The sequence below is a fragment of the Microbacterium sp. 71-23 genome, from assembly GCF_001897265.1.
GTDB classification, from domain to species: Bacteria; Actinomycetota; Actinomycetes; order Actinomycetales; family Microbacteriaceae; genus Microbacterium; species Microbacterium ginsengisoli.
On record NZ_MKSL01000017.1, the window covers coordinates 38,797 to 62,625 of the forward strand.

Consider the following 23,829-nt stretch of genomic DNA (forward strand, 5'->3'; position numbering starts at 1 on the left):
CGCACATGACTTCCGCGCCACCGAACACCCATCCCGGCGCGCACCAGAGAAGAGGACATCCATGGCACTTCGTGTCGCACGTTGGGGAGGGATCGCCGCCGCCGGTATCGTCGCGGCCCTGGCTCTCTCCGCCTGCTCCGGGTCGGCCGCCTCGGCCCCCACGAGCGCATCGCCGGTCGCCGGCGGCTCCATCACGATCGCGCGGCTCGGTGCGGAGGTGACGAACCTCGACCCGGTGCCCGACACGCTGACCAGCAACAACGCGTACACGCTGGACAAGATCTTCGACACGCTCGTCATCCAGGACGACAAGGGCGGCATCCAGCCCCGTTTGGCCCAGTCGTACACGACATCCTCGGATGGACTCACCTGGACCTTCACGCTGCACCCCGACCTCACGTTCTCGGACGGCAGCGCCCTCACGTCGGCGGACGTCGTCTACTCGATCAAGCGCCATCTGTCGAAGGGCGGTGCGCTGCCGCTGTCGGCGCCCATCACCGACGTGACCGCCCCCGACGCCGGCACCGTCGTCGTCACGCTCTCGAAGCCGTTCTCGCCGCTGCTCGCCGAGCTGTCGACGTTCTCGTCGGGGATCGTGCCGAACAACCTCAAGGGCGAGTCGGAGGCGACGTTCTTCGCGAACCCGGTCGCCAGCGGCCCGTTCACCGTCGGCACCTGGGACAAGACGGGTGGGTCGATCACGCTCGTCAAGAACACCCACTACTGGCAGCCCGGCAAGCCGTACCTCGACTCGGTGACCTACCTGGTCGCCGGTGACGACGCCCAGCTCGCGTCGCTCGTGAAGTCGGGCCAGGCACAGATCTCCGAGGGCATCGCCCCGGCGAGCGTGGCGGACCTGAGCTCCGACACCGCCGTGACGCTGCAGAGCATCTCGAGCTGGAACCAGGACGAGATCTTCTTCAACACGGCCGCGGCGCCCTTCAGCGACCGCAATGCGCGACGTGCGGTGGCGCAGGCCATCGACCGCGCGGCGCTCGCGAAGAACACGACCTTCGGCACCGCGACGACCGGCACGACCTACATCCCGAGCACGGTGAAGTACTCCGACCAGTCGGCGACGATCCTCCCGTTCGACATCGACCAGGCCACGAAGGATGTCGCGCAGGCGAACCCCGTTCCGACGACCGCGACGCTGCTCGTCGAGAGCGGATCGCAGTCGCGCGACCAGCAGGCGCAGATCATCCAGTCGCAGCTGGCGAAGATCGGCATCACTGTGAAGATCGACTCGGTGGACAGCGCGACCTTCTGGACGCAGTTCCCCGCGGGCAACTACCAGTTCGCCCTGACGACGGTGATCGCCGACACGTCCGATCCCGACAACGTGACGACTTGGCAGGTCGACGCGAAGGGCCCGTCGAAGGCGTTCTTCACCGGCTACGACAACACGCAGGTCAACGACCTCGCCGAGCAGGGTCGCACGACCCCGGACGGCGACGCGCGCAAGGCGATCTACGCCCAGCTGCAGGAGATCGTGGCGCAGGACGTGCCGAACCTGTCGCTCGACTACACGGCGCAGATCACGGCGACCGCCAGCTCCATCAACGGCCTCGTGGTCGTGCCCAACGGCACCTCGCTCCTCGACGGAGTGTGGATCGCCAAGTGAGATACGGTGGGGCGGCTCGAACGGTCGCCCCACCGTTCCCCCGAGGAGAACCGTGATCCTACGCATCATCGGCGTCGCCGCCCGCGGCCTCGCCGTGGCGGTCGGCGTCGTCCTCGCCTCGTTCGCGCTCATCCTGGTCATCCCCGGTGACCCGGTGAGCGCGCTGCTCGGCGCCCACGTCACACCGGCGGCGGCGGGGACACTGCGCACCGCCCTCGGGCTGGACCAGCCCTGGTGGGTGCGGCTCGGCGACTACGTCGTCGGGGTGTTGCACGGAGACCTCGGCACGTCGCTGTCACTCGGGGTGCCGGTCGCTCCGCTCGTCATCGGTCGCGCCGGCCCCACGGTGCTGCTCGCCGGCATCGCGCTCGTCCTGGCCCTCGCGTCGGCTCTGCTGCTCGCGGTGGCGGCCACCCGACGCCCCGGCGGAGCGATCGACCATGGGGTTCGGCTGCTCACCACGGCCGGCATCGCCGTGCCGGGTTTCTGGTTCGGTCTGGTGCTCATCCTGATCTTCGCGGTGAACCTCCGTGTGCTCCCGGCCGGCGGGCTCGGGCGCTCACCGGCGGAGTTCGCGGCATCCCTGGTTCTCCCGGTCATCGTCGCGGCCGCGGCGATCGTGCCCGTGCTCACCCGGAGTCTGCGCACCGAGATGCTCGACACGAAGGACGCCGACTTCATGGTCTCCGCCCGCGCGGTCGGCTTCTCGCCCGCCTTCATCACCTGGCGCCGGCTCATCCCGAACTCGCTGCTGCCGATGATCGCTCTCGCGGGCACGAACTTCGCCGTGCTGCTCGGCGGCACGTTCATCGTCGAGCGGGTGTTCTCCATCAACGGCGTCGGCTCACTCCTGTTCGACGCGATCTCGGCCCGCGACGCCCCGCTCATCCAGGGAATCGTGCTGTTGACCGGGCTCGTGGTCGTGGTCGTGACGACGCTGACCGACATCGTCGTGCGTCTCGTCGACCCTCGGGTGCGCCGCGCGAGGAGCACCCGATGAGCGCCGAGGCGGGGATCGCCACCCCGACCCGTCGACGGGAGTCCGTGTGGCGGCAGCCCGCCCTCGTCGTGGGGCTGGTGATGATCGGCGTGATGGTGCTGATCGCCGTGGCCGCACCGCTGCTGACCCCGTACGACCCGAACGCTCAGGACCTCTCCGCGGGGTTCCTTCCGCCGGGGGGTGCGCATCCACTCGGCACCGATCAGCTGGGCCGCGACATCTGGGCGCGCATCGCATACGGGGCGGCGACCGATGTGCGCATCGGCGTGTTCGGCATCCTCCTGCCGGCGACGATCGGATCGGTGCTCGGTCTCGTCGCGGGCTATTTCGGCGGCGTGGCGGATGCGATCATCGGCTACCTCGTGGACGTCGTGCTGACGTTCCCCTTCTACATCCTCGCTCTCGCCCTCGTCGTCTTCCTCGGCCCGGGCGAGCTCTCGATCTACGTCGCCCTCGCCGCGGTCGCGTGGGTGCACTACGCGCGACTCACCCGCAGTGTGACCCTCGGTCTGCGTCAACGGCCCTGGGTCGAGGCGGCGCGCGCCGGCGGGCTCGGTCACGGACGCGTGATCTTCCGGCACATCCTGCCGAACCTCTGGAACCAGATCGTCACCCTCGCCCTCTCCGAGGTCGTCTTCGTGATCCTCGCGGTCGTGACGCTGAGCTATCTGGGTCTCGGCGTGCAGGCACCGACGGCCGAATGGGGGCGCATGATCTCGGACGGCCGGCAGTTCCTGACCACGAACTGGTGGGTGTCGGTGTTCCCGGGGCTCGCTGTCTTCTGGACGGGTCTCGGCTTCGCGCTGCTCGCCGACGGCTATGCGGACTACCGACGGGTGCGACTGTGAGCGCGGGGCTCGAGCTGTCGGGGCTGCGTCTGGTCGAGAGGGGAGGCGCGCCCCTCGTCGAGGTCGCCGAGCTGCGGGTCGCGCCGGGCGAGAGCCTGGGCATCGTGGGGGAGTCCGGCTCGGGCAAGAGCCTGCTGCTGCGCTCGCTCATCGGCCTGCTGCCCGACGGTGTGCGCCGCGCGGCGGGTGAGGTGCGTCTGGACGGTGCACCGGTACACGGCCACGCCGACGTGCGCGGCCAGATCGGCCTGGTGCTGCAGGACCCCGGCTCGGCGCTCGACCCGGTTCGGCGCGTGGGCGCGCAGATCGCCGACGTGCGGCGCGCCGTGCGCGGGCTTCCGAGGGCGGTCGCGGCATCCGATGCCGTCGCCCTGCTCGACCGGGTCGGCATACGGGATGCCGCGGCCACCGCGCGTCTCTACCCGCACGAGCTGTCGGGCGGGATGCGTCAGCGTGCCGCGATCGCTGTGGCGCTCGCGGCGGAGCCGCGTTTCCTGCTGTGCGACGAGCCGACGACCGCGCTGGATGTGACCGTGCAGCAGCGTGTGCTCGACCTGCTGTCGTCGCTGCGGGCCGAGGGGCTCGGGCTCGTGTTCGTCTCCCACGACCTGCCCGTGGTCGCGCAGGTGAGCGAGCGCATCATGGTGATGCGGCACGGCCAGGTGATCGAGTCCGGCGTGACCGACGAGGTCATCGCGGCGCCCGCATCGGACTATTTCTCCGAGCTCATCGCCGAGGCCCGCGCACTGGAAGGAGGCTCTGATGGCTGAGCTGGTGCTCGACGGCCTCCAGGTCGCCTACCGCGGCCGAACGGTCGTGCACGGCGTCGACGCGGTGTTGCGTCCGAGCCGCATCGTCGGGCTGATCGGCGAGAGCGGATCGGGGAAGACGTCGATCGGTCGCGTCGTGGCCGGGCTGCAGCCCGCGTCGGCCGGGCGTCTGGTGTGGCGTGAGGATGCCCCCGGGGGCACCGCATCCGATCGTCGACGTGCTCGCACCCGGGTGCAGATGGTGTTCCAGGATCCCTCACTGGCACTCAACCCGCTGCGCACGATCGACAGCGTGCTGCGGGAGCTGCTGCGGCGCACCCGCCCCCGGCGATCCGCCGCGGAGCGGGAGACGGCGCTCAATGATCTGCTCGAGTCGGTCGCGCTGACCCCCGAGCTCGCCCGCCGCCGCCCCGGCCACCTCTCAGGCGGACAGCGTCAGCGCGCCGCTATCGCCCGCGCGCTCGCGGTGGATCCCGAGGTGCTCGTCGCCGACGAGCCGACGTCGGCGCTGGATGTCTCGGTGCAGGCCGAGATCCTCGAGCTGCTGGACGAGCTCGCCCGACGCCAGGGACTCGCGATCGTGCTCATCACGCACGACCTGCGCGTCGTCGAGCGGCTGGCAGACGAGGTCATCGTGCTCGAGCAGGGCCGCGTGCAGGAGCAGGGCGCCGTGGCCGACGTGCTGCGGCGCCCGACGTCCGCCTACACCCGAGCGCTCATCGACGCGGTCCCGCGGCTCGACGGCGGCGCGCACCGCTGAGGCGACGTGGCGCACAGGTCAGCGAGGTGCGCGTGAGTGACTCGGGTCGACGCCGGAGGCCGCAGCCGGATCGCCCGGGTCAGGTCCCGATGCCGGAACGGAAGACGCGTGTGACGGTGGGCGCGCCGGGGGCATCCAGTCCGCGCAGCGCGACCGCATCGAAGACGCCGCCGACACTGAGCACTCCCGCGGAGGGGTCGCCTTCGACGAGAGTCGCGCCCGCCCGCGTGGCGGCGACCAGCACCTCGGCGGCCGACAGGCCCACCGCGCGCAGTGCGGCGAGCTCCTCCGCGATGCGGCCGTGCTGCTGCGGCGTGCCGAAGTCCGTGCCGACGGCGACCGTCGCCCGCGCGTCGAGGGCGTCGCCCACGGCCCGGGGATGCGCCTCGACGACCGCCTCGGCCCGCGCGCGCAACGGCGCCGGCAGGTCGACGGGGGAGGCGGCATCCGTCAGCAGCTGGTAGATGCGCAGGGTCGGCACGATCGTGACGCCCGACGCGGCGGCGGTATGGGCCTGAGCCGGCGTGAGGAAGATCGCGTGCTCGATCGAGGCGACCCCCGCGTCGAGGGCGTCGTCGATGGCCGCGCCGCCCCAGGCGTGCACCATGACGCGCAGCCCGTGCGCGGCGGCCTCCTCGGTCGCCGCGCGTACCGTCTCGCGCGAGAACCGGGGGACGAGCTCGAGGGCATCGGCGTCGCCCAGGCCGCCCGTCGCGGCGAGCTTGACCCAGTCGGCGCCGTCGTCGGCCAGCGCGGCGACGACCCGCCGCATCGCGTCAGCGGTCGGCGCGTCGGTCGCCGTGATGATGCGGTGGCTGAGCGACAGCCTCGGAGCCGATGCCGGGTCGGATGCCGCGCGACGCCGCAGCGTCTCGTCGGCACCGCCCGCATCGCGCAGCAGGGTGACGCCGGAGCGGAGCGTGCGGGTCAGGGCGTCGGACACCAGAGCTTCAGTGCGGACCGAGTCGATGTCCGCCCGCTCGCTGTCGTGGAACGCCGCCCACGCGATGTGGCAGTGGGCGTCGACGAGCCCCGGTGCGAGCACCTCGTCGACGAGACGCACCACGCGCCCGGCGGGTGGCGCATCCACCGTCGCACCGAACGCGGCGATCCGCCCGTCGATGACCCGGACCCCTGGGTTCGGCACGATCGTGCCGTGCGCGTCGAGCAGTCGCCCGCCGACGATCAGAAGCGGTGCCGCCGGGTCGACGAGATCGACCACCGGCTCGGAGGAGGGGGCGTCGTCGGCAGTGCTGTGCATCTCGCCGCCAGCCTACGGCCGCGCGCGGGCCGTCATCGTGCCGTTCGGCATGATTTCCTCGACTAGCGTGGACACCGTGGGAGCGGGGTGGGTGCGTCGCGTGCTGGTCGTGGAGGACCAGGCGGCGCTGCGCACGCTCGCGTGCGAGCTGCTCACCCGCAACGGCTGGGATGCGACCGGCGCGGCATCCGCCGATGAGGCCATGCGACTGTTCGCCGAGGTCGATCCCGACGCCCTCGTGACCGACATCGACCTGGGCAGTCGTCCCAACGGCATCGACCTCGCCCAGACGCTCCACCGACTCGCTCCGCACCTCGGCATCGTCTTCCTCTCGAGCTACCCGCGCGCCGCCGCGGGCGCCGAGCCGCTCGGAGTGGCGGGTGCCGTGTTCGTCAGCAAAGACGCGCTCACCTCGCCCGCGGTGCTCTTCGAGGCGCTCGAGACGGCGCTGTCGACCCACCCGTCACCGGCGCCGACCGTCGCAGCGCCCGTCGCCGACAAGCTCGGTACCCTCACGCGGCACCAGATCGACGTGCTCGCGATGATCGCGCGCGGCTGGTCGAACGAGCAGATCGCCGAGGCATCCGGAGCAACGGTCCGCGCCGTCGAACGGTCGATCAGCCGCATCTTCGAGCGGATGCGCCTCACCGGCGATCCTGCTGTGAATCCCCGCGTCGCCGCGGCTGCCGCCTACATCTCCGCCTTCGGACCCGTGCGATGAGACGACTGGCGTCGGCCGTCGTCCACGTGGTCGGCGGCGGCGCCTACGTCTCGATCTGGACGCTCGCGGTCGCCGTCGCGCTCTCGCTCACCGTCGTGAGCCCCGCCGGCGACCTGTCGCCGGATGAGGCGTTCGACGGGTTCGTCGTGTCGCTCATCGGCGCGCTGGTCTTCGGCCTCCTGCTCGGGCTCGTCGCCGTCCTCGAACGGAACATCCCGACGCCACGGGGTCGTGCTACCGCCGTGCTCGCCGGCGTGGCCGTCGCTGCCGCCGCGCGACCGCTCGTGCAGGACGCGGCGCTGCGTGCCGCGGGATTCCCGGGCGACTCGGTCGAGGTTCTCGCGTTCCGCGTCGCCACGAACCTCATCGTGTGGCTCGTGACGCTGTCCGTCACGGCGCTCGTCGTCGACGCGATCCGTTCCCGCCGGCGCGTCAACGCGCTGCTTCGCTCGGTGCGGGCCGAGCTCGCAGCAGCGCAGCAGAGCACGGAGGCCTACGATCGTGCGGCCCGGGCGCTCGTCGTGCGCGTCGTCGACGACGCCCGCACGCGCCTCGCCCAATGGAACGACCCGCCCACTGTCGAGCAGGTGCGCGCCTTCGCAGCCGACGCAGCCCGCGCGGAAAGTCATGAACTGGCCGATCTCGCGGCGGCCGAGCCGCCCCGGATGCCCGGTGAGCTCGACGTGCGTCGCGCGCGACTGTTCGGCCTGCGCCTGCCGCCGGTCGGCCTCGTCGGCCTCGTCTACCTGGTCTTCATGCTTCCCTATGCAGTGCGGGCGGCGACCCCTGCGGTACTCGTGATCGGCGCCGTGTTCCTCGTGATCGGATCGCTCGCCACCGACTACCTGCCCCGCCGCCTGTCGGTGCTCAGTGGCGGCAGAGCGCGCGCCGGAGTCTTCCTCGGAGTCTCCGTCCTCACCGGCTTCGCGCTGTCGCTCGCCTCTGTGCTCGGTGGACTGACCGGCATACGGGTGCTGATCCCCGCCCTCGCGTTCCCGTTGATCGCGTTCGCGTTCGCGATGCTCGCCGCCGTCGTGCACGCGCTGCAGGTCGAGCAGCGCCGCCTCTCCCACGCCGTGGCCTCCCAGCAGCGGGCGCTGCGCCGCGGCACCGCCCCCGCTCGGGCGGCGTTGACGGATGCCGCCCAGATCCTCCATCGCGACGTGCAGGCCCGCTGCGTGCTGCAGCTGCAGACGCCGAGCGCAGGCATCGCGGCCGACATCGACGAGCTGCTCGCGCAGGCCGCCGACGTGTTCGCGCGCCCGGCGCCGCCCGTCGGGGCGGAGGCCGTCGACCAGGTCATCGCCACCTGGGCGCACGTGATCGCCGTCGACGTGCGCATCGACGACGACGCCCGCGCCGCGCTCGACGGCGATGGCACGCTCGCGCGGGACGCCTACGACATCGTCGCCGAAGGGCTTCTCAACGCGGTCAAGCACGCCGACGCACGCCGGGTGGGGGTGAGCGTCGACCTCACATCCACGGGTGCCGGGCGGATGCTGCGTCTCGCCGTGCGCTGCGAGGGCATCCTGCCGCGGGGGGCCGCGCTGCGCCCGGCATCCCACGTGCGCTCCCTCGGCGCCGAGCTCGTGCAGGTGGCAGACAGCGTGGTGCTGCGGGCGCTTCTCGTGGTCGATCCGGGCGGATCGCGGCATCCTGTCGTGTCAGCCGTACATCCCGCCTGAGCGCTCGGAGAGGGCGGATAGCTTCGGGCTATCGCACCCCAGACCAACGCTCAAGGAGACCCCGTCATGTTGGACGCCACCACCATCACCGCCCCCGCCGGAACCTTCCGCGGCGCCACCGCCGCGAACGTCACGTCGTGGCGGGGCATCCGCTACGCGGAGGCGCCGATCGGCCCGCTGCGCTGGCGCGACCCGGTGCCGGCCGCCCCGGTCGAGGGCGTCGTGGACGCGCTCGCCTACGGCCCGGTCTGCCCGCAGCCGGTGAACCCGTCGATCCCCCTCGGCACCGACATCGTGCAGAGCGAGGACTGCCTCTCGCTCAACGTGTGGGCGCCCGCCGACGCTGCCGGCCCGCTGCCGGTGATGGTCTGGCTGCACGGCGGTGCGTACACGTTCGGTTCGTCGAGCCAGCCGCTGTTCGACGCGACGTCGATCGTGACGAGCGGCCAGGTCGTGATCGTGACGGTGAACTACCGTATCGGCGCGCTCGGCTTCCTCGACCTCAGCGAACTGCTGCCCGAGGGCGGCTTCGACCGCAATCTCGCCCTCAAGGACGTGCTGACGGCCCTCCGCTGGGTGCAGACGAACATCTCCGCCTTCGGCGGTGACGCGTCCCGCGTGACCGTGTTCGGCGAGTCCGCGGGGGGCGGCCTCGTCACCACGCTCCTTGCCGTGCCGTCCGCCGAGGGTCTCTTCCACCGCGCGATCGCCCAGTCGTCGCCGGCATCGAGCATGTACGGTCCGGGACGCGCCCGTGCCGTCGCGGAGCGCTTCGTCACCGAGGCGGGCCTCGACGGTGCCGCAGTGACGGCACTGCGCGAGCTGCCCGTCGAGGAAGTCGTGCGGGTCGGCCAGGCCGTCTACGCCGCCGTCCCCTCGACCGACCCGGGCACACTCGCCTTCGCCCCGATCGTCGACGGCGACCTGCTGCCCGAGGCTCCCGTCGACGCGCTCAGCGAGGGCCGCGGCATCCCGGTTCCGCTCATCATCGGGACGAACAAGGACGAGGCGTCGCTGTTCAAGTTCATGAAGTCGCCGCTGATCCCGATCACGGACGACCGCATCCAGCAGATGTTCACGGACATGGCCGCCGATGACCCGTCCATCGACATGCCGCCGATCGAGCAGGTGCGCGGAGCCTACGAGCACGCCCGCCAGGGCGCGATCGGTCTCGGCATCGCCCGCGACATCGGCTTCCGCATGCCGACGCTGTGGGTGGCCGAAGGTCACAGCCGCGTGGCACCGACCTACCTCTACCGCTTCGACCACAGTGCGCCCTTCCTGCGCCTGATCGGTCTCGGCGCGACACACGCGACCGAGCTGCCCTACCTGTGGGGCAACCTCACGAGCGGCCCGAAGGACCCGACGTTCAAGCTCGGCGGCAAGCGCGCCGCGATCGAGATCTCGCAGCGCATGCAGGAGCGGTGGACCCGGTTCGCCTACGGCCAGGAGCCCACGGCCGACGGTGCGGTCGACTGGCCGCGCTACGATGCCGCCGCGCGCGACACCCTCGTGATCGAGCACACCGACTCGGTCGTTCCCGACCTGGACGCGGCCCTGCGCAGCGCCTGGGGCGACGAGGTGCTCTCGTTCAGCTGACCTGCGACACCACCGGCCGCCGCACCCGCGCGACCACCGCGACGACACCCTCGCCTGCGGCGGAGAGCACGAGTGCGGCGGCCGCGGCCGCGGTGACGATGAGGAATCCGGATGCCGCGCCCTGCGCGTCTATCCATGCCCCCGCGATCATCGACCCGAGCGGGATGCCGATGCCCGAGCCGATCGAGGGATAGGCGAGCAGCTCCGTGACGCGGTCGCGATCGACACGCGACTCCAGCAGGGCGAAGCCGGCGACCAGGAGCGGACCGACAAGCAGCCCGAACAGCAGCACGACCCCGATCAGCACGAGCCCCCGGGCGGCCAGCGGCAGCATGACGGCCGCGGCCGCCACCAGCGCGGTGAGCGCGAGCCACCGGGCCCGTGCCGACGGGCGCAGCGTCAACGCGCCGTAGACGATCGCACCGACGGTGTTGCCGAGGGCGAACGCCGCCATCAGTACGCCCGTGAGCCATGCGCCGCCGAGCTCGGCGGCCCATGCGACGGCAGTGATGTCGAACGCGCCGAACATCGCGCCGACGCCGATCCAGGCGACGACGAGCGGCAGGATGCCGAGGGGCGGCACGAGACGCGCGCTGCGCTCCCGGCCGCGCGGGATGGGCTGTGAGCGGGTGAGAACGCCGAGCCAGGCGAGTCCGACGGCACCGATGACGACGATCACCGCCAGGCCCGACGCGGGAGCCGCGGCGACCGCGATCACCGTCACGAGCGGCGGCGCGAGCACGTAGAGGATCTCGTCGACGATCGTCTCGATGGCGAATCCGCTCTGTCGATCGTCTCCGGCCAGGAGCGCGGTCCACCGCGCACGCACCGCGGGACCGACATCGAGGCAGCACACCCCGGCGATCGCCGCGAGCCCGAACCACGTCCACACCGGCCACCGCCACAGCACCGCGCCGGTGAGGAGGGCGGTGGACACGATCAGAGCCGCCGCGGACGCCAGCAGGGGCAGGCGCTGTCCCACGCGATCCATCGCGCGCGCCCACACGGGTCCCGCGAGCGACAGCCCGACGACGAACGTCGCGGCGATCGCACCGCCGAGCGCGTAGCTTCCGCTCGCGCCCGACACGAGCAGGATCGCGCCGAGCGAGAGCGCTCCCCGGGGAAAGCGGGCGAGCAGCCCCGCGAGGGAGAACCACGGAGCGCCGGGGGCGATGAGCGCACGGCGATAGCGATCGAGGTCGATTGCGGTCATGACGACCCGGCCTGTTCTGGCCGGTCGAACTCGGGAGACTCCCTCGGGACAATCGCCGGCGTCGTCAGTCTAGGCACGCGCGCGAGGCCGTCGAGCGGGCGGGGAGGCGGCGGCATCCGGGTTTTCGATCAGGGTTACAGCGGCGACACATGAGCGAAACACCCGATCCCTAACTTGAGCGTTGTTGAGCGCATCAACATTCGCCCCGAAGACGCGGCGTCGCCACCCCTCGAGCGAAAGCGAGTCCGTCGTGACCACGGTCGCACCTCCCACCGGCTCCACCCCCCTCCCGCAGACCCGGGATCTCGTGTCGTTCACCGACGTCGAGATGAAGTTCCCCAACGGCACCGTCGCCCTCCACGGTGTCGACCTCTCCGTGCGCACCGGCGAGTTCCTCACCGTCGTCGGACCCTCCGGCTGCGGCAAATCGACGCTGCTGCGAATCGCCTCCGGACTCGAGACCGCCAGCCGCGGCACCGTCGACGTCAGCACCGACCGCATCGGCTACGTCTTCCAGGACGCCACCCTCCTCGCGTGGCGCAACGTGCAGCAGAACGTGGAGCTGCTCGCCGAGCTGAACAACCAGCCCATCCGCGTCCGCCGCCCCAAGGCTGATGCCGCGATCGACCTCGTCGGCCTCAAGGGGTTCGAGAAGCACCTGCCCAAGCAGCTCTCCGGCGGCATGCGGATGCGCGCTTCGCTCGCACGCTCGCTCACCCTCGATCCCGAGCTCTTCCTCTTCGACGAGCCGTTCGGTGCACTCGACGAGATCACCCGCGAGCGCCTGAACGACGAGCTCATCCAGCTGTTCATCGCCAAGGGCTTCGCGGGGATGTTCATCACCCACTCGGTGTCCGAGGCCGTGTACCTCTCCACGAAGGTGATCGTCATGTCGGGCCGGCCCGGCACCATCGTGAAGAGCTTCGATGTGCCGTTCGCCATGGCCGACCGCAACCCCGACATCCGATACACCCCCGACTTCGCCGAGCTCGTCGGCGAGGTGTCGCACGCGCTCCGAGAAGGGCACCGCTGATGTCCACGCCGTCCACCGAGACCTCCGCCGTGACCCCCGAGGCAGCAGTCGAGCCCGCGGTCGCCGCCGCGCACCTCGATTCCGCCGTCGAACCCGCCACCGTCGGCCCCAGCCGCAAGGCGAAGCGCACGTTCGGTCAGAAGGTCAGGCGCACGATCCTGACCCTGCTCCCGCCGCTCGGCGTGTTCGTGCTCGTGATCGCCGGGTGGTACCTCCTCAACGCCATGCAGACGCCCCAGCGGCGATTCCTCCTGCCGACGCCGGGGGAGGTGTTCGTGATGGCCTTCGACCCGTCGGTGTCGGCGGACATCATCACCGGGCTCGCCCGCACCACCGGCGTGGCGATCGTGGGACTGCTCATCGCCTCGGCGCTCGGCATCGCATGGGCTACCTGCATGGCCTTGTGGAAGTGGGTCTACAACTCGACCTACCCCTACGCCGTGGTGCTGCAGACGATCCCGATCCTCGCGCTCGTCTCGCTGATCGGCATCTGGTTCGGCCAGGAGTTCGGCGCCCGTGTCGTGGTGTGCGTGATGATCGCGCTCTTCCCGATGGTGTCGAACACCCTCTTCGGTCTGCAGTCGCTCGACAAGTCCTACCACGAGCTGTTCAAGCTGCAGAAGGCCTCCAAGTGGACCGTGCTCTCCAAGCTCATGTTCCCCGGCGCGCTGCCGTCGATCTTCGTGGGCCTTCGCACCTCCGCCGGCCTGTCGGTCGTCGGCGCCATCGTCGGCGACATGTTCTTCCAGCGCGGCGAACCGGGCCTCGGCGCCCTCATGCAGCGTTACGTGCGCCTGTTGAACATGCCCCAGCTGTTCGATGCGCTGATCGTCTCCGCGCTCCTCGGCGTCGCCATGTTCATCATCTTCGGCGCCCTCTCCAAGCTCGTCGTCGGCCGTTGGTACGAGCCGACCACCTGAGCCCCCTCAACCTGCACCACTCCCGCATCGCACCATCCGTCTCACCCGAAAGAGAGATCACATGCACACACGCACCGTTGTTCGTGCGGGCGCGATCCTGAGCGCCGTGGCCATGGCCGCGGTTCTCGCGGCGTGTTCGTCGAGCACCACCACCGGTTCCAGCGCCGCGGCCTCCGCGGAGGCCGGCACGGTCGACCTCGCCGCGGCCGGCTGCCCGTCGACCATCGTCGTCCAGACCGACTGGTGGCCCGAGTCGGAGCACGGTCACCTGTACCAGATGCTCGGCGACGACGCGACCGTCGAGGCCGACAAGAAGGCCGTCGTCGGAACGCTCTACGCCGGCGGCAAGTCGACCGGTGTGAAGCTCGAGATCCGCGCCGGTGGCGCGGCGATCAACTTCAACAACGTCGCCACCCAGATGTACACCGACGACTCGATCACCTTCGGCTACGTCACCACCGACGACCAGATCGCCAACTCGGGCAAGGTGCCCACGAAGGCCTTCTTCGCGCCCCTCGACCAGAGCCCGATCATGGTCATGTGGGACCCGGCGACCTACCCGAACGTGACCGGTGTCAAGGACATCGGCGCGGCGCTCAAGTCGACCGGCGGCTCGTGGCTGTACTTCAGCGGATCGGCCTACATGGACTACCTGATCTCGCAGGGCTACGTCGACAAGGCCAACACCGACTCGAGCTACTCGGGTGCGCCGGACCAGTTCGTGGCCGCCGAGGGCAAGAGCGTCCAGCAGGGCTTCGCCTCCGCTGAGCCGTACATCTACCAGAACGAGGTCTCGGCCTGGGACAAGCCGGTCAAGTACTCGCTCATCTCGTCGACCGGTTGGGACCCCTACCAGTCGGAGATGGTCGCCAAGACCGGTGACTTCGACAAGCTGACCCCGTGCCTCAAGGCGTTCACGCCGGTGCTGCAGCAGGCCGAGGTCGACTACTTCGCCGACCCGTCGAAGGCCAACGCCCTCATCCAGAAGGCGATCGCCGGCTACAACGCGAGCTGGAGCTACAGCCCCGGTGTCGCGGACTACGCGGTCAAGACGATGCTCGCCGACAAGATCGTCTCCAACGGAGACAACTCCACCATCGGTGACTTCAACGACGCCCGCATGGCGGACTTCTTCACCAAGGCCTCCAAGATCTACACCGATCTGGGCACGAACATCGCGCCCGGCCTGAAGGCGACCGATCTGTACACCAACGAGTTCATCGACACCTCGATCGGACTCAAGTAACACCACCCGATGCCCCCGGCCCCGCGCCGGGGGCATCGGCGTGCCCCACCCGGTCCCCCCGCCGCCGACACGCACGACCCGCACACAGAAGGATGCCCCGTGACCACGCGCTTCCATGAACTCACCGGCCCCCAGACGGCGACCGTGCTCACTCCGGCCTCGGTGCTGCTGGTGCCGATCGGCGCGATCGAGCACCACGGGCCCCACCTCCCACTGGTGACCGATGCGCTGATGGCGGAGGCCGCCGTCGAAGCCCTCGTGCCCCGTGCACGTGAGGCCGGCATCGATGCCTGGCAGCTGCCGACCCTGCAGATCGCGAAGTCCGACGAGCACTGCTGGGCGCCGGGCACGCTGTGGCTGAGCGGAGAGACACTCATGGACGTGCTCGTCGAAATCGGTCGCTCGATCACGACGACGCCCGCGCGCAAGGTCGTCTTCGTCAACGGCCACGGGGGCAACGTCGCCCTCCTGCAGGTGGCGAACCGCGAGCTGCGCCGACGGTTCGGCCTCCAGACGTTCTCGATGCCCGCCCTCGGCACCGCCGGTCGAACCTCCGACGATCCGACGCTCCCCGACGAGCACGGCCTCGGCATCCACGGCGGGTGGGCGGAGACATCCATCGTCATGCACCTGCGTCCCGACCTCGTGCACCCCGAGCTGTTCGCCCGCAACGTGCCGGAGTGGTTCGACGACTACGAGATGCTCGGGTTCAACGGCAAGCCGGTCTCTTTCGGCTGGCTCTCCGACGACTTCGGCCCGGCGGGCATCATCGGCGACCCCACAGCGGCGACGGCGGCGGCCGGAAAGGCGCTGTTCGACGAGGCGATCGAACGAGGTCTCGTCGCGCTCGGCGAGATCGACCGCTTCACGCTGCCCGAGCGCACGACCCTCATCTGAGCGGCCGTCGCCCGCCGCGCCGCTCCGCTCAGCGCGCGGCGCGCTCGGCGAGCAGGTGCGACATCCGTGCCGTGATGTCGTGCTCATCGGCGGTGACGAGCCGGTAGTCGCGGACGACGACGCGGCCCGCGACCACCACGTGGCGCGGGCGGCGTCCGGGCGAGGCCCAGAGCAGTCCGGCGATCGGGTCGGCGACGCCCGCGTCGGCGACGCCGCTGAGGTCCCACACGCAGAAGTCGGCGGCGGCCCCGGGGGCGAGGTGTCCGAGCTCGGGCCGGCCCAGCCCGCGGGCCGACCCGAGCGTGGCCATGTCGATGACGGATGCCGCGGCGAGCGGCCTGCCCGTAAGGCCCGACACCTGCAGGGCCAGACGGGCGTCGGCGAGCAGGTGTCCGGCGTCGTTGGAGCCGCCGCCGCTCGTGCCGAGTCCCGTGGCGATGCCGGCGTCGAGGAGATCGGCGACCCGCGCGACTCCCCAGCCCATCGGCACGTCGCATCCGGGGGCGTGGGTCGCGGTGACACCGGCGGCCGCGATCCGGCGGCGCTCGTGGTCGGTGATGTCGACGAGGTGGGCGATCGTGACGTCGTCGGCGAGCCAGCCCCACTCCTCGAGCAGGTCGATCGGGCGGCGTCCGTAGCGCTCGAGGGCGATCGCGACATCCACCTGCTCGTTCGCCTGCGTGCGGCGCCGCAGTCCCCACCGCGCGGCGACCGCGCCGAGGGCGGCGAAGGTCGCCTCGCCGTCGCTGTGCACGCCGGCAGGTCCGACCGCGTACTGCAGCATGCCGTCGGCCGTCACGCCGCCGACGTGACCGTCGGCGAGCAGTGAGACCGCGATCGCCTCGGCGGAAGCGCCCGCCCAGTCGGCGTCGTCACGGGCCGACCCGCGCACATAGACGAGGCGTCCGCCGAGGCGGGCAGCGGACGTCGCGATGGCTCGCGCGATGTCGACGGTCTCCTCGATCGGCGCGCCGTGCGGCCAGTTCAGGTGATGGTCGGCGACGGTGGTGACGCCGCTCAGCAAGCCCTCCGCGACGGCCACCTCGGCGCAGACGCCGAAGAGCTCCGCATCCATGCCTGCGGTGGAATACGCCGCAGCCATCGCGGGCAGCCAGGCGGCCATCGGCACCCCGCGCGTGCCCGGCAGCGTGCGGAATCCGCTCTGCAGCAGGTGATGGTGGGCGTTGACGAGCCCGGCCGTGATGATCCCGCCATCGGCGTCGAGCGTGTCGACGGTGCGCAGATCGGATGCCTCCGCCACCCGCGCTCCCTCGATGACGAGGTCGCCGGTGCGCACCGTGTCCGCGTCGACGACGATGGCGCGTGCGCCGTGCACGCGCAGGGACGGAGCGGGCGGGAGGGTGGTCATCGGCGGACTCCGGAGGACGGGTGACGGGTGGGACGACGGTGCCCGTGGGGCATCCGTCTCAGTGCATGATCATGCCGCCGGTGACGTTCACCGACTGGCCGGTCATGTAGCGCGAGGCATCGCCCGCGAGGAACGCCGCGACGTCGGCGACGTCGTCGGGTGCGGCGCAGCGGCCGAGGGGCGAGCGCGACGACCACGCCGCCACCATCTCGGGGGTGCGGGTGTCGGCGCCCATCTCGGTGAGCACGTATCCGGGGCACAGGGCGTTCGCGGTGATGCCGTCGGAGCCGAACTCCTGGGCCGTCGCGCGGGTGAGCGCCACGACGGCGGCCTTGGAGGCGGCGTAGGCGCCCTCGAAGCCGCCGCCCGACTTCGCAGCCATGCTCGCAAGGTTGATGATGCGGCCGCCGCCTCCCGCGCGCATCGCGGGCACCGCCTCCTGCGTCGTGACGAGCATGGAGCGGGTGTTGATGACCTGGACGCGGTCCCAGTCGGCCGGGTCGGTCTCGAGCAGTCCGCCGCTGAGGAACACGCCCGCATTGTTCACGAGCACGTCGAGACCGCCGAGCAGATCGATCGCCGCGCGCATCGTGGTGCGGGTGGAGGCGACATCCACGAGGTCGACGGCGAGAGAGGCGACCCCGAGGTCTGCCGCGGTCTGGGCGATCGCGTCGGCGTCGCGGTCGAGCAGCACGACCTGCGCGCGCTCGGCCGCGATGCGCGCCGCGATCGCACGCCCGATGCCGCGGGCCGCGCCCGTCACGATCACACGCTTGCCGTCCAGGGTGCCCATCAGTTCGTCTCCGTTCCGCCGCCGAGCGCGCGGCCGATCGCGGCCACCGCCCGGGCGTACTCGATCTCGGTGCCGTCGTCGACGCCGCCCGAGAGGTCCACGCCGACGACGCCGTCGATCTCGAGGAACTCCCTCCCGAGCTCGATCGCCGCTGCCACGCCCTCGGCGACAGGGTCCGGTGCGGCGAGGATGCGTTCGATGTAGCCCGGTGGCAGGGCGAGCTCGGTGAACGAGCGGATGAGGGCCGCGCTCGCATGGCTGAGGATGATGGGGAGGCACGGGATGAAGCCCGTCGTCACTCCCAGGTCGCGCGCGCGGCCGATGAAGGCCGCGACAGGCTCGGCGCCGCCCGAATGGTTGACGAAGCAGATCTCCGCGCCGGCGTGCTGCTTCTCGAGCAGACGTCCGGCGCGCTCGGCGATCGGCGGCGCCATCGGCGACTCGGCGACCGACACGAGGTGGCCCGCTCGATGCGCGAGCGAGGCGAGCTCGGTCGAGTCGAGGTCGAAGACGGGTCGAGCTTCCGGCCGGGAGCCGGTGAGGGTGTGGTCACCGGTCACGCAGTGCACACCGCCGACGCCCGCGTGGGCGAGGGCAGCGAGCTCGCCTTCGAGCGCCACCCGGTTGCGATCCCGGGTGTTCACGCCCGCCCACGAGACGAGGCCTGCCTCCTGCACGAGCCGGGCGCGGTAGGCCGGCGGGAACTGCACGCGCATCTGCCCGGCGTCACCGTGCAGCACCGCGTCGACCCCGCCGACGAGCTCGTGTGCACAGTCGACGATGGATGCCGCATCCACCGGGCGCGCCGGGAAGTCCGCCACGACGATCGGGCGTGTGGCGAGCAGTGCGCGCATGCGCGCCGCGCCCGCAGACGGCACCGGGTCGGGGAGGGGGGCTGCGGCGACCGTCGGCGGGGCGGCGGCATCCGGCCGCACCCCGGACCACGGGATCACGCCCGTGTGCAGGAAGACGCAGGGATGCGGTGCGACCTCGCAGCGCCCGTCGAGACCCACCCCGCCGCACGGGCCGTAGGTCATCGACTTGGGGCAGTCGGCGACGGCCGCGGGGGCGTTCATCCGGCGCGCACCTCGACGGCCCAGGACTCGTCGGGCTGACGACGGTACTCGACGCGGCGAGACGCCGTGTCGTCGCGGCCGGCCCAGAACGTCAGGCGCGTGGGGCGCACGCGCTTGCCGGCCCACGACACGGGCGGCTCGAAGCCGTCGGCGTGCTCCTCCTGGAACGCCGCCCATGCGGCCACACGCTCGGGAAGCGGACGTCGCGCGAACTCGTGGGTGTTCTGCCACGCGAGCTGCTGCAGGTAGACGTTGCGGCGGCGGTAGGCGGCATCCTCTTCGCCCGGCGGCGGCGTCTCGGCGACGCCCTGCACCGTGATCTGATGCTTGTCGTCGAGCAGCGCGATGACGAGGGCGACCCGCGGATCGTTCTCCAGCTGGGCGAACTTGCGCGAGTTCGCGTCGGCGTGGAAGTACAGACCGCCCGCATCGAACTCGGTGAGCAGCTGGGTGCGTCCGTCGGGGGCTCCGGTCTCGTCGACGGTGATCACCGTCATGATCGGACGCGCCGGGTCGTCGTTCGCCGGCAGCCAGGCTGTCAGCAGCTCGAACGGGTCGGCGGGCCAGTCGTCTCGCTCGGCGAGGTCGAACCAGCCGGTCACCAGGCGCCCGCCTCGTCGTCCGTGGTGTCGTCGGTGAGGGCGACGGAGGGCTTCGTGCCCGTGTCGACGTCGGGCTTGACGAGCTTTCCGGGGTTGAGGAGACCCTGCGGGTCTGTCGTCGCGGCCATCTCGCGGGCACGGTCGGGGAAGTAGTCCACGAACCACTGGTGGGGGTTGTGGTAGCCGACGCCGAGCGCGGCGAGCCGGTCGAAGCCGGCCAGCAGGTCCTCGGCCGTCGTGTACTTCGCGGCGAGCATGCCGATGGGCTTCGTCGCCTGCGCCTCGATGTGCAGCCAGCTCTCGCCGGGGTACACCTCATGCACCTCATCGATCCGGTCGACGAGCGCGTCACCGTTGACCTCGACGTGGAACCACGTGTTCGGGTAGCTCTTCTGCAGCCACTCGATCGCGTGGTTGTAGCTGGTCATCGACACCTTCATGGTGTGGTTGATGCCCTCTCGCACCGCTTCGACGGTGCCGCCGGCCGCCTCGACGAGACGGGTCGCCTCCTCGATCGAGCGCACATCGAGGATGCCTCGCAGGCTCGCCTTCCCAGCGGGCAGCGCCTCGTCGGCGGGCAGCGCGTCGGCGAGCAGCGGCACGTCGCCGGAGACGAGTCGCGGAGTGGGCTCGAGGTCGCGGAACTCACGCACCAGCTGGAAGGCCGTGTGGTAGTCGTCGAAGCTCGCGTAGAACGCGCGCCACTCCTGCAGAGGCTCGAGCACCACTTCGGCGCGGGCGATGATCGCGACGACGCCGTAGTTGTGCAGGTACTTCTCGGCCTCGACGCCCTCGAAATGCACGAGCTCCGGCTCGGGGCTCGCGAACACGACGTCGATGGCGCGCACGAAGCCGTGCATGAGCACCCCGTGGGCGATCGAGCCGGTGCCGCCCGAGCCGCCCGAGAGGAAGCCGCCGAGGGTCGACTGCACCGTGGAGGGGTACATGAGCAGCTGCTGGCCGGCGCGGTTGGCGGCCTGCTCGATCTGGATCATCGGCGCGCCCGCTTCGGCGACGATGAAGCCATCGCCGACCTCGACGACCGCGCGGGCCTTGGTGGTGTCGAGCACGAGACCGCCGGCCATCGGGATGCCTTGGCCGTAGTTGCCGGTGCCCTTGCCGCGAGGCGTGATCGGCACCCCGTGGCGCACGGCGGCGGCGACGGTCTCGGCGATCTGCTGGGCCGATGCCGGGAACGCCACGAGCTGCGCGCGGCCGAGGGGGAGCTGCTCGCTGATCAGCGGCGAGAGGTACGAGCCGTCGAGCGACGAGCGCTCGAGCACCTGCTCCTCGCGGGTGACGCCGGCGGCGCCGAGGATCTCGGCGAGCTCGGCCGCGAGGGCGTCGATGCGGGCCGCGTCGACAGCGGCGAGGGTGGTGGCAGACATGCGGTCAGCTTTCTCTTCTGATCAGCGGGTGAGAGAGGGGGATGCCGCGGCGACGCCTGCCGGCGCGATGTCGCGGTGGATCGTGGTGCGGGCGACGAGTCGCCCGGCGTGGATGACGAGACGGTCGGGGGAGCCCGAGGCGATCGCCTCGCCGAGGCTGTCGGCGCGCACGGCGAGCAGTTCGGCGCGTGCGCCGACGACGGGGCCTGCCTCGGGAAGCCACATCGCGGCGCGGGCGCCGGCGGTGACGGCGGTGAGGGCTTCGTCGAGGCTCAGGTGTCCGGCGGTCACGAGCAGCGAGGCGGTCTCGAGCGCGTCGCCGCGGCCGACCGGATTGAAGGGGTCGCGCACGTTGTCCGCGCCGGCCCCGAGCACGACGCCGGCGTCGAGCAGGGCGCGGGTGGCGGTGAGTCCGCGCGGCGTCGACACCGGGTGCTCCCAGCCCTGCAGATAGAGGTTCGTGATCGGCAGGGTGATGATGCGGAGGTCCGCGGCGGCGACCGCGGCGATGACCTCGGCGAGCTCGTCCGCGGGGAGCGTGCCCAGTCGTACGCAGTGCCCGGCGGATCGCGGCTGCGACCATGCGGCCACCCGGTTGGCGTACGACACGATCGTGAGCGGGCCGTCGAGGGACTCGTCGGTGTGCAGATCGACGGGGGCGCCGCGCCGCTCGGCGATGTCGAGGGCGCGGTGCAGCTCCGCATGCGGGTCGGTGGCGAGGTGGGGGGCTCCGCCGACGATGTCGACGCCGAGGTCGAGGGCGCCTTCGTACACGTCGTCGGGCACCCACTCGCCGCCGAGGGCGACGAGCTGGATGTCGATGAGCTCGGCGAGCTCTTCGCGCACGCGCACGAGTGCGCGCACGCCGCGCAGCGGGTCGTGGTCGGCGAACAGGTCGACGTGGGTGCGGATGGCCGTCGTCCCCGCGGCGAGGTTCTCGAGCGCCTGGGCACGGGCGCGGGCGGCGATGTCGTCCTCGGTCTGGCCGGCGGCGAACGCGCGCCATGACTCGATCGCGCGGACGAGATCGCCGGCGGGTGGCCGCGCGGCATCCCAGCTGCGGGCCTTGTCGAGGTGCGCGTGCGGTTCGGCGGGCGCCGTGACGACGAGATACCCCCGCAGGTCGAGGTCGGATGCCTCGTCGATCTCGGCGGCCGCATCGGCCGGGGTGACGGCGGCGACGAGCTCGCCGTCGAGGGTGATGTCGACGAGCGATCCGTCGGCGAGACGGGCCGAGCGCAGCACGCGCAGCGGACGCGGGAGTGACGACATGATTCCCCTCGGGAGAGGCCGATCGGGCAGAGCGGGATGTTCGTCCCACTTACAATCGGCACTGTAGGGAGGGCGCGTTTCGCGCATGTGACGCGTCCGTTTCTGCTCGCGAAACCGGCGCGGGCCCGCTCGCCGGGTGTGGTGTACTTTCTGGCGGAGCGGCACCCGCGCGGGTGCCGCTTGCTGTTCGGAGGTGTCAGTCATGGCGAAGGATGTCGCGGCCCCCACCTCGTCGCCGGTCGACGAGGTGACCGTGGCCTTGGGGGAGCGGATCCGCGCGATGCGGCATGCCCGGAGGCTCACTCTCGTCGAGCTCGCCTCGGCGTCGGAGCTCTCTCACCCGTTCCTCTCGCAGCTCGAGCGCGGACTCACCAGGCCCAGCATGGGCTCGCTCGAGCGCATCGCGCGGGCGCTCGGCACCAGCCAGGTCGAGCTGCTGTCGGTCGACCGGCCGGCGACGACGGGCGACGAGGTCGATGTCGTGCGGGCCGATGAGGGGTCGTCGGGCGCGTACGCCGAGGGCATCGCGCGCATGCTCGTCTCGGACCCGCGATCGTTCCACCCGATGGAGTTCCGTGCCGAGAACGTCGAGTTCGGCGACTTCTTCGACCACGACGAGGACGAATGGATGTTCGTTCTCGACGGCACGGTCGAGATCGACCTCGACCGGGAGGGGCGGCCCGATGTGCTCGCCCCGGGGGATTCGGTCTTCTACGCCGGCGGAACCCGGCACCGGTGGCGGTCGGCCGACGGCCGTGCCTACCGGCTCATCATCGTCAAGGAGCATCCCGCACGCCTATGAACCCGATCGCTTCCGATGTGGATGTCCGTGTCGTCTCCCGCACCGCGGTGAGCGACGATCTCGTCGTGCTCGAACTCGCCCCCCAGGGTGACGAGCCGCTTCCCGCCTGGGAGCCGGGAGCGCACGTCGACGTGCTGCAGCCGGGCGGCCTGGTGCGGCAGTACTCCCTCGTGGGTCCGGCCGGTGCGCAGCGGTGGCGGCTGGGAGTGCTGCGTGAGCCCGACAGTCGTGGCGGGTCGACCTGGATGCTCGACCAGGTCGCCGAGGGAACGGTGCTGCGCCTCGCGGGGCCTCGCAACCACTTCCGCTTCGATGCCGCCGCTCATCCGCGTGCGGTGTTCTTGGCGGGCGGCATCGGCATCACGCCGATCGCGGCGATGGCGGATGCCGCGGCATCCGCCGGCATCGACTACGAACTGCACTACGCGGGCCACGAGGGCCGCATGATCCTCGTCGACGAGCTGCGGGAACGGCACGGCGACCGGCTCGTGCTGCACGTGTCGGAGCGGGGCGGACGTCTGGATCTCGAGGTGCTCTTCGGAGCTCTCCCGGCACACACCGGGGTGTGGTGCTGCGGACCGCTGCGCCTCGTGGATGCGGCAGAGCAGATCGCGGGCGCCCACGGGGTGGCGTTCGCGGCCGAGCGCTTCGAACCCGAGCCCTTGACGGCGCCGGTCTGGGACGGGCCGTTCGAGGTCGAGCTGGAGTACAGCGGGATGACCGTCGAGGTCGCGCCCGATCGGAGCGTCCTCGACGTTCTCGAGGAGTCGGGCGTGTTCGTGCTCTCGAGCTGCCGCGAGGGCACGTGCGGCACCTGCGAGACGCCGGTGATCTCCGGCGAGATCGATCATCGCGACTCGATCCTGTCGCCGTCCGAGCGCGAGCGAAGTGACGTGATGTACGTGTGCGTGTCGCGGGCCGCGTGCCCGCGCATCGTGCTCGGCCTCTGA

At 71.3% G+C, this 23,829-nt stretch carries 22 protein-coding genes; 14 read left to right on the forward strand and 8 right to left on the reverse strand.

Going from position 1 to position 23,829, the window contains the following annotated elements; translation table 11 throughout:
* Positions 1 to 61 precede the first annotated feature (61 nt).
* From BGO15_RS06785 to BGO15_RS06805, 5 genes are read left to right on the forward strand one after another with little or no spacing between them, the layout of a single operon-like run.
* Entirely contained in the window at positions 62 to 1,624 is a 1,563-nt protein-coding gene (locus BGO15_RS06785; protein WP_056207045.1) for an ABC transporter substrate-binding protein, read from the forward strand.
* Positions 1,625 to 1,676: 52 nt separating this feature from the next.
* Positions 1,677 to 2,624: an ABC transporter permease gene (locus BGO15_RS06790; protein ID WP_056207043.1), complete on the forward strand. Its 948-nt coding sequence runs from the start codon at positions 1,677 to 1,679 to the stop codon at positions 2,622 to 2,624.
* On the forward strand, positions 2,621 to 3,472 hold the full coding sequence (locus BGO15_RS06795) for an ABC transporter permease (protein WP_056207041.1): 852 nt from the start codon (positions 2,621 to 2,623) through the stop codon (positions 3,470 to 3,472). Before BGO15_RS06790 ends, BGO15_RS06795 begins: the two co-directional genes overlap by 4 nt.
* Positions 3,469 to 4,242, forward strand: coding sequence for an ATP-binding cassette domain-containing protein (locus tag BGO15_RS06800; RefSeq protein WP_056207039.1), 774 nt, complete (start codon positions 3,469 to 3,471; stop codon positions 4,240 to 4,242). Before BGO15_RS06795 ends, BGO15_RS06800 begins: the two co-directional genes overlap by 4 nt.
* Entirely contained in the window at positions 4,235 to 5,002 is a 768-nt protein-coding gene (locus BGO15_RS06805) for an ABC transporter ATP-binding protein (protein ID WP_056207038.1), read from the forward strand. The genes BGO15_RS06800 and BGO15_RS06805 overlap by 8 nt, the downstream gene beginning before the upstream one ends.
* A gap of 79 nt (positions 5,003 to 5,081) precedes the next feature.
* On the opposite strand, the gene BGO15_RS06810 is transcribed toward BGO15_RS06805, so the two are convergent.
* Positions 5,082 to 6,263 carry an amidohydrolase family protein gene (locus tag BGO15_RS06810; RefSeq protein ID WP_056207036.1) on the reverse strand — a complete coding sequence of 394 codons (1,182 nt, stop codon included), beginning with the start codon at positions 6,261 to 6,263 and terminating at the stop codon, positions 5,082 to 5,084.
* A gap of 67 nt (positions 6,264 to 6,330) precedes the next feature.
* Here BGO15_RS06810 and BGO15_RS06815 point away from each other — a divergent pair, with 67 nt between their 5' ends.
* From BGO15_RS06815 to BGO15_RS06825, 3 genes are all read left to right on the forward strand, one after another.
* Positions 6,331 to 6,984, forward strand: coding sequence for a response regulator transcription factor (locus BGO15_RS06815; RefSeq protein ID WP_235557476.1), 654 nt, complete (start codon positions 6,331 to 6,333; stop codon positions 6,982 to 6,984).
* The gene (locus BGO15_RS06820) at positions 6,981 to 8,669 is read left to right on the forward strand and encodes an ATP-binding protein (RefSeq protein WP_056519908.1); all 1,689 of its coding nucleotides are present in this window, start codon (positions 6,981 to 6,983) and stop codon (positions 8,667 to 8,669) included. Before BGO15_RS06815 ends, BGO15_RS06820 begins: the two co-directional genes overlap by 4 nt.
* A 66-nt stretch (positions 8,670 to 8,735) precedes the next feature.
* Complete coding sequence (locus BGO15_RS06825) at positions 8,736 to 10,268, forward strand: carboxylesterase/lipase family protein (RefSeq protein WP_056207032.1); 1,533 nt, start codon at positions 8,736 to 8,738, stop codon at positions 10,266 to 10,268.
* Here the strand turns inward: BGO15_RS06825 and BGO15_RS06830 are convergent.
* Positions 10,261 to 11,481, reverse strand: a complete 1,221-nt coding sequence (locus BGO15_RS06830) for an MFS transporter (RefSeq protein ID WP_056207030.1) — start codon at positions 11,479 to 11,481, stop codon at positions 10,261 to 10,263. The genes BGO15_RS06825 and BGO15_RS06830 overlap by 8 nt on opposite strands.
* Positions 11,482 to 11,731: 250 nt before the next feature.
* Between BGO15_RS06830 and BGO15_RS06835 the strand changes: the two genes are divergently transcribed.
* The 4 genes from BGO15_RS06835 to BGO15_RS06850 all read left to right on the forward strand — a co-directional run bounded on the left by BGO15_RS06835 (position 11,732) and on the right by BGO15_RS06850 (position 15,577).
* On the forward strand, positions 11,732 to 12,514 hold the full coding sequence (locus BGO15_RS06835; RefSeq protein ID WP_045248519.1) for an ABC transporter ATP-binding protein: 783 nt from the start codon (positions 11,732 to 11,734) through the stop codon (positions 12,512 to 12,514).
* Complete coding sequence (locus BGO15_RS06840; RefSeq protein ID WP_056207028.1) at positions 12,514 to 13,434, forward strand: ABC transporter permease; 921 nt, start codon at positions 12,514 to 12,516, stop codon at positions 13,432 to 13,434. The genes BGO15_RS06835 and BGO15_RS06840 overlap by 1 nt, the downstream gene beginning before the upstream one ends.
* Before the next feature lie 61 nt (positions 13,435 to 13,495).
* Positions 13,496 to 14,680, forward strand: coding sequence for a nitrate ABC transporter substrate-binding protein (locus BGO15_RS06845; protein ID WP_045248517.1), 1,185 nt, complete (start codon positions 13,496 to 13,498; stop codon positions 14,678 to 14,680).
* Between the two features lie 99 nt (positions 14,681 to 14,779).
* On the forward strand, positions 14,780 to 15,577 hold the full coding sequence (locus BGO15_RS06850) for a creatininase family protein (protein WP_045248516.1): 798 nt from the start codon (positions 14,780 to 14,782) through the stop codon (positions 15,575 to 15,577).
* A 28-nt stretch (positions 15,578 to 15,605) separates the two neighbouring features.
* Here the strand turns inward: BGO15_RS06850 and BGO15_RS06855 are convergent, their stop codons facing one another.
* From BGO15_RS06855 to BGO15_RS06880, 6 genes are read right to left on the reverse strand one after another with little or no spacing between them, the layout of a single operon-like run.
* On the reverse strand, positions 15,606 to 16,946 hold the full coding sequence (locus BGO15_RS06855; protein WP_056519905.1) for an amidohydrolase family protein: 1,341 nt from the start codon (positions 16,944 to 16,946) through the stop codon (positions 15,606 to 15,608).
* Between the two features lie 58 nt (positions 16,947 to 17,004).
* Entirely contained in the window at positions 17,005 to 17,739 is a 735-nt protein-coding gene (locus tag BGO15_RS06860; RefSeq protein WP_200934415.1) for an SDR family NAD(P)-dependent oxidoreductase, read from the reverse strand.
* Positions 17,739 to 18,815 (reverse strand): methylenetetrahydrofolate reductase C-terminal domain-containing protein, encoded by a 1,077-nt coding sequence (locus BGO15_RS06865; RefSeq protein ID WP_056207026.1) that lies wholly within the window; start codon positions 18,813 to 18,815, stop codon positions 17,739 to 17,741. The genes BGO15_RS06860 and BGO15_RS06865 overlap by 1 nt, the downstream gene beginning before the upstream one ends.
* Positions 18,812 to 19,417, reverse strand: a complete 606-nt coding sequence (locus tag BGO15_RS06870) for a pyridoxamine 5'-phosphate oxidase family protein (RefSeq protein WP_056207025.1) — start codon at positions 19,415 to 19,417, stop codon at positions 18,812 to 18,814. The genes BGO15_RS06865 and BGO15_RS06870 overlap by 4 nt, the downstream gene beginning before the upstream one ends.
* On the reverse strand, positions 19,414 to 20,805 hold the full coding sequence (locus BGO15_RS06875) for an FAD-binding oxidoreductase (RefSeq protein ID WP_056207023.1): 1,392 nt from the start codon (positions 20,803 to 20,805) through the stop codon (positions 19,414 to 19,416). The genes BGO15_RS06870 and BGO15_RS06875 overlap by 4 nt, the downstream gene beginning before the upstream one ends.
* 21 nt (positions 20,806 to 20,826) lie before the next feature.
* The gene (locus tag BGO15_RS06880; RefSeq protein ID WP_200930849.1) at positions 20,827 to 22,077 is read right to left on the reverse strand and encodes an amidohydrolase family protein; all 1,251 of its coding nucleotides are present in this window, start codon (positions 22,075 to 22,077) and stop codon (positions 20,827 to 20,829) included.
* 202 nt (positions 22,078 to 22,279) lie between these two features.
* On the opposite strand from BGO15_RS06880, the gene BGO15_RS06885 reads away from it, so the two are divergent.
* Together BGO15_RS06885 and BGO15_RS06890 are read left to right on the forward strand one after the other, a co-directional pair.
* Positions 22,280 to 22,879 (forward strand): helix-turn-helix domain-containing protein, encoded by a 600-nt coding sequence (locus BGO15_RS06885; RefSeq protein WP_056207021.1) that lies wholly within the window; start codon positions 22,280 to 22,282, stop codon positions 22,877 to 22,879.
* On the forward strand, positions 22,876 to 23,829 hold the full coding sequence (locus tag BGO15_RS06890; RefSeq protein WP_056207020.1) for a PDR/VanB family oxidoreductase: 954 nt from the start codon (positions 22,876 to 22,878) through the stop codon (positions 23,827 to 23,829). Before BGO15_RS06885 ends, BGO15_RS06890 begins: the two co-directional genes overlap by 4 nt.

Excerpts from the sequence above, each read along its gene's own strand:
- BGO15_RS06785 (WP_056207045.1), top strand. The coding sequence starts at position 62 with ATGGCACTTCGTGTCGCACGTTGGGGAGGGATCGCCGCCGCCGGTATC.
- BGO15_RS06795 (WP_056207041.1), top strand. The coding sequence starts at position 2,621 with ATGAGCGCCGAGGCGGGGATCGCCACCCCGACCCGTCGACGGGAGTCC.
- BGO15_RS06805 (WP_056207038.1), top strand. The coding sequence starts at position 4,235 with ATGGCTGAGCTGGTGCTCGACGGCCTCCAGGTCGCCTACCGCGGCCGA.
- BGO15_RS06810 (WP_056207036.1), bottom strand. The coding sequence starts at position 6,263 with ATGCACAGCACTGCCGACGACGCCCCCTCCTCCGAGCCGGTGGTCGAT.
- BGO15_RS06820 (WP_056519908.1), top strand. The coding sequence starts at position 6,981 with ATGAGACGACTGGCGTCGGCCGTCGTCCACGTGGTCGGCGGCGGCGCC.
- BGO15_RS06825 (WP_056207032.1), top strand. The coding sequence starts at position 8,736 with ATGTTGGACGCCACCACCATCACCGCCCCCGCCGGAACCTTCCGCGGC.
- BGO15_RS06830 (WP_056207030.1), bottom strand. The coding sequence starts at position 11,481 with ATGACCGCAATCGACCTCGATCGCTATCGCCGTGCGCTCATCGCCCCC.
- BGO15_RS06840 (WP_056207028.1), top strand. The coding sequence starts at position 12,514 with ATGTCCACGCCGTCCACCGAGACCTCCGCCGTGACCCCCGAGGCAGCA.
- BGO15_RS06845 (WP_045248517.1), top strand. The coding sequence starts at position 13,496 with ATGCACACACGCACCGTTGTTCGTGCGGGCGCGATCCTGAGCGCCGTG.
- BGO15_RS06855 (WP_056519905.1), bottom strand. The coding sequence starts at position 16,946 with ATGACCACCCTCCCGCCCGCTCCGTCCCTGCGCGTGCACGGCGCACGC.
- BGO15_RS06860 (WP_200934415.1), bottom strand. The coding sequence starts at position 17,739 with ATGGGCACCCTGGACGGCAAGCGTGTGATCGTGACGGGCGCGGCCCGC.
- BGO15_RS06865 (WP_056207026.1), bottom strand. The coding sequence starts at position 18,815 with ATGAACGCCCCCGCGGCCGTCGCCGACTGCCCCAAGTCGATGACCTAC.
- BGO15_RS06875 (WP_056207023.1), bottom strand. The coding sequence starts at position 20,805 with ATGTCTGCCACCACCCTCGCCGCTGTCGACGCGGCCCGCATCGACGCC.
- BGO15_RS06880 (WP_200930849.1), bottom strand. The coding sequence starts at position 22,077 with ATGTCGTCACTCCCGCGTCCGCTGCGCGTGCTGCGCTCGGCCCGTCTC.
- BGO15_RS06885 (WP_056207021.1), top strand. The coding sequence starts at position 22,280 with ATGGCGAAGGATGTCGCGGCCCCCACCTCGTCGCCGGTCGACGAGGTG.
- BGO15_RS06890 (WP_056207020.1), top strand. The coding sequence starts at position 22,876 with ATGAACCCGATCGCTTCCGATGTGGATGTCCGTGTCGTCTCCCGCACC.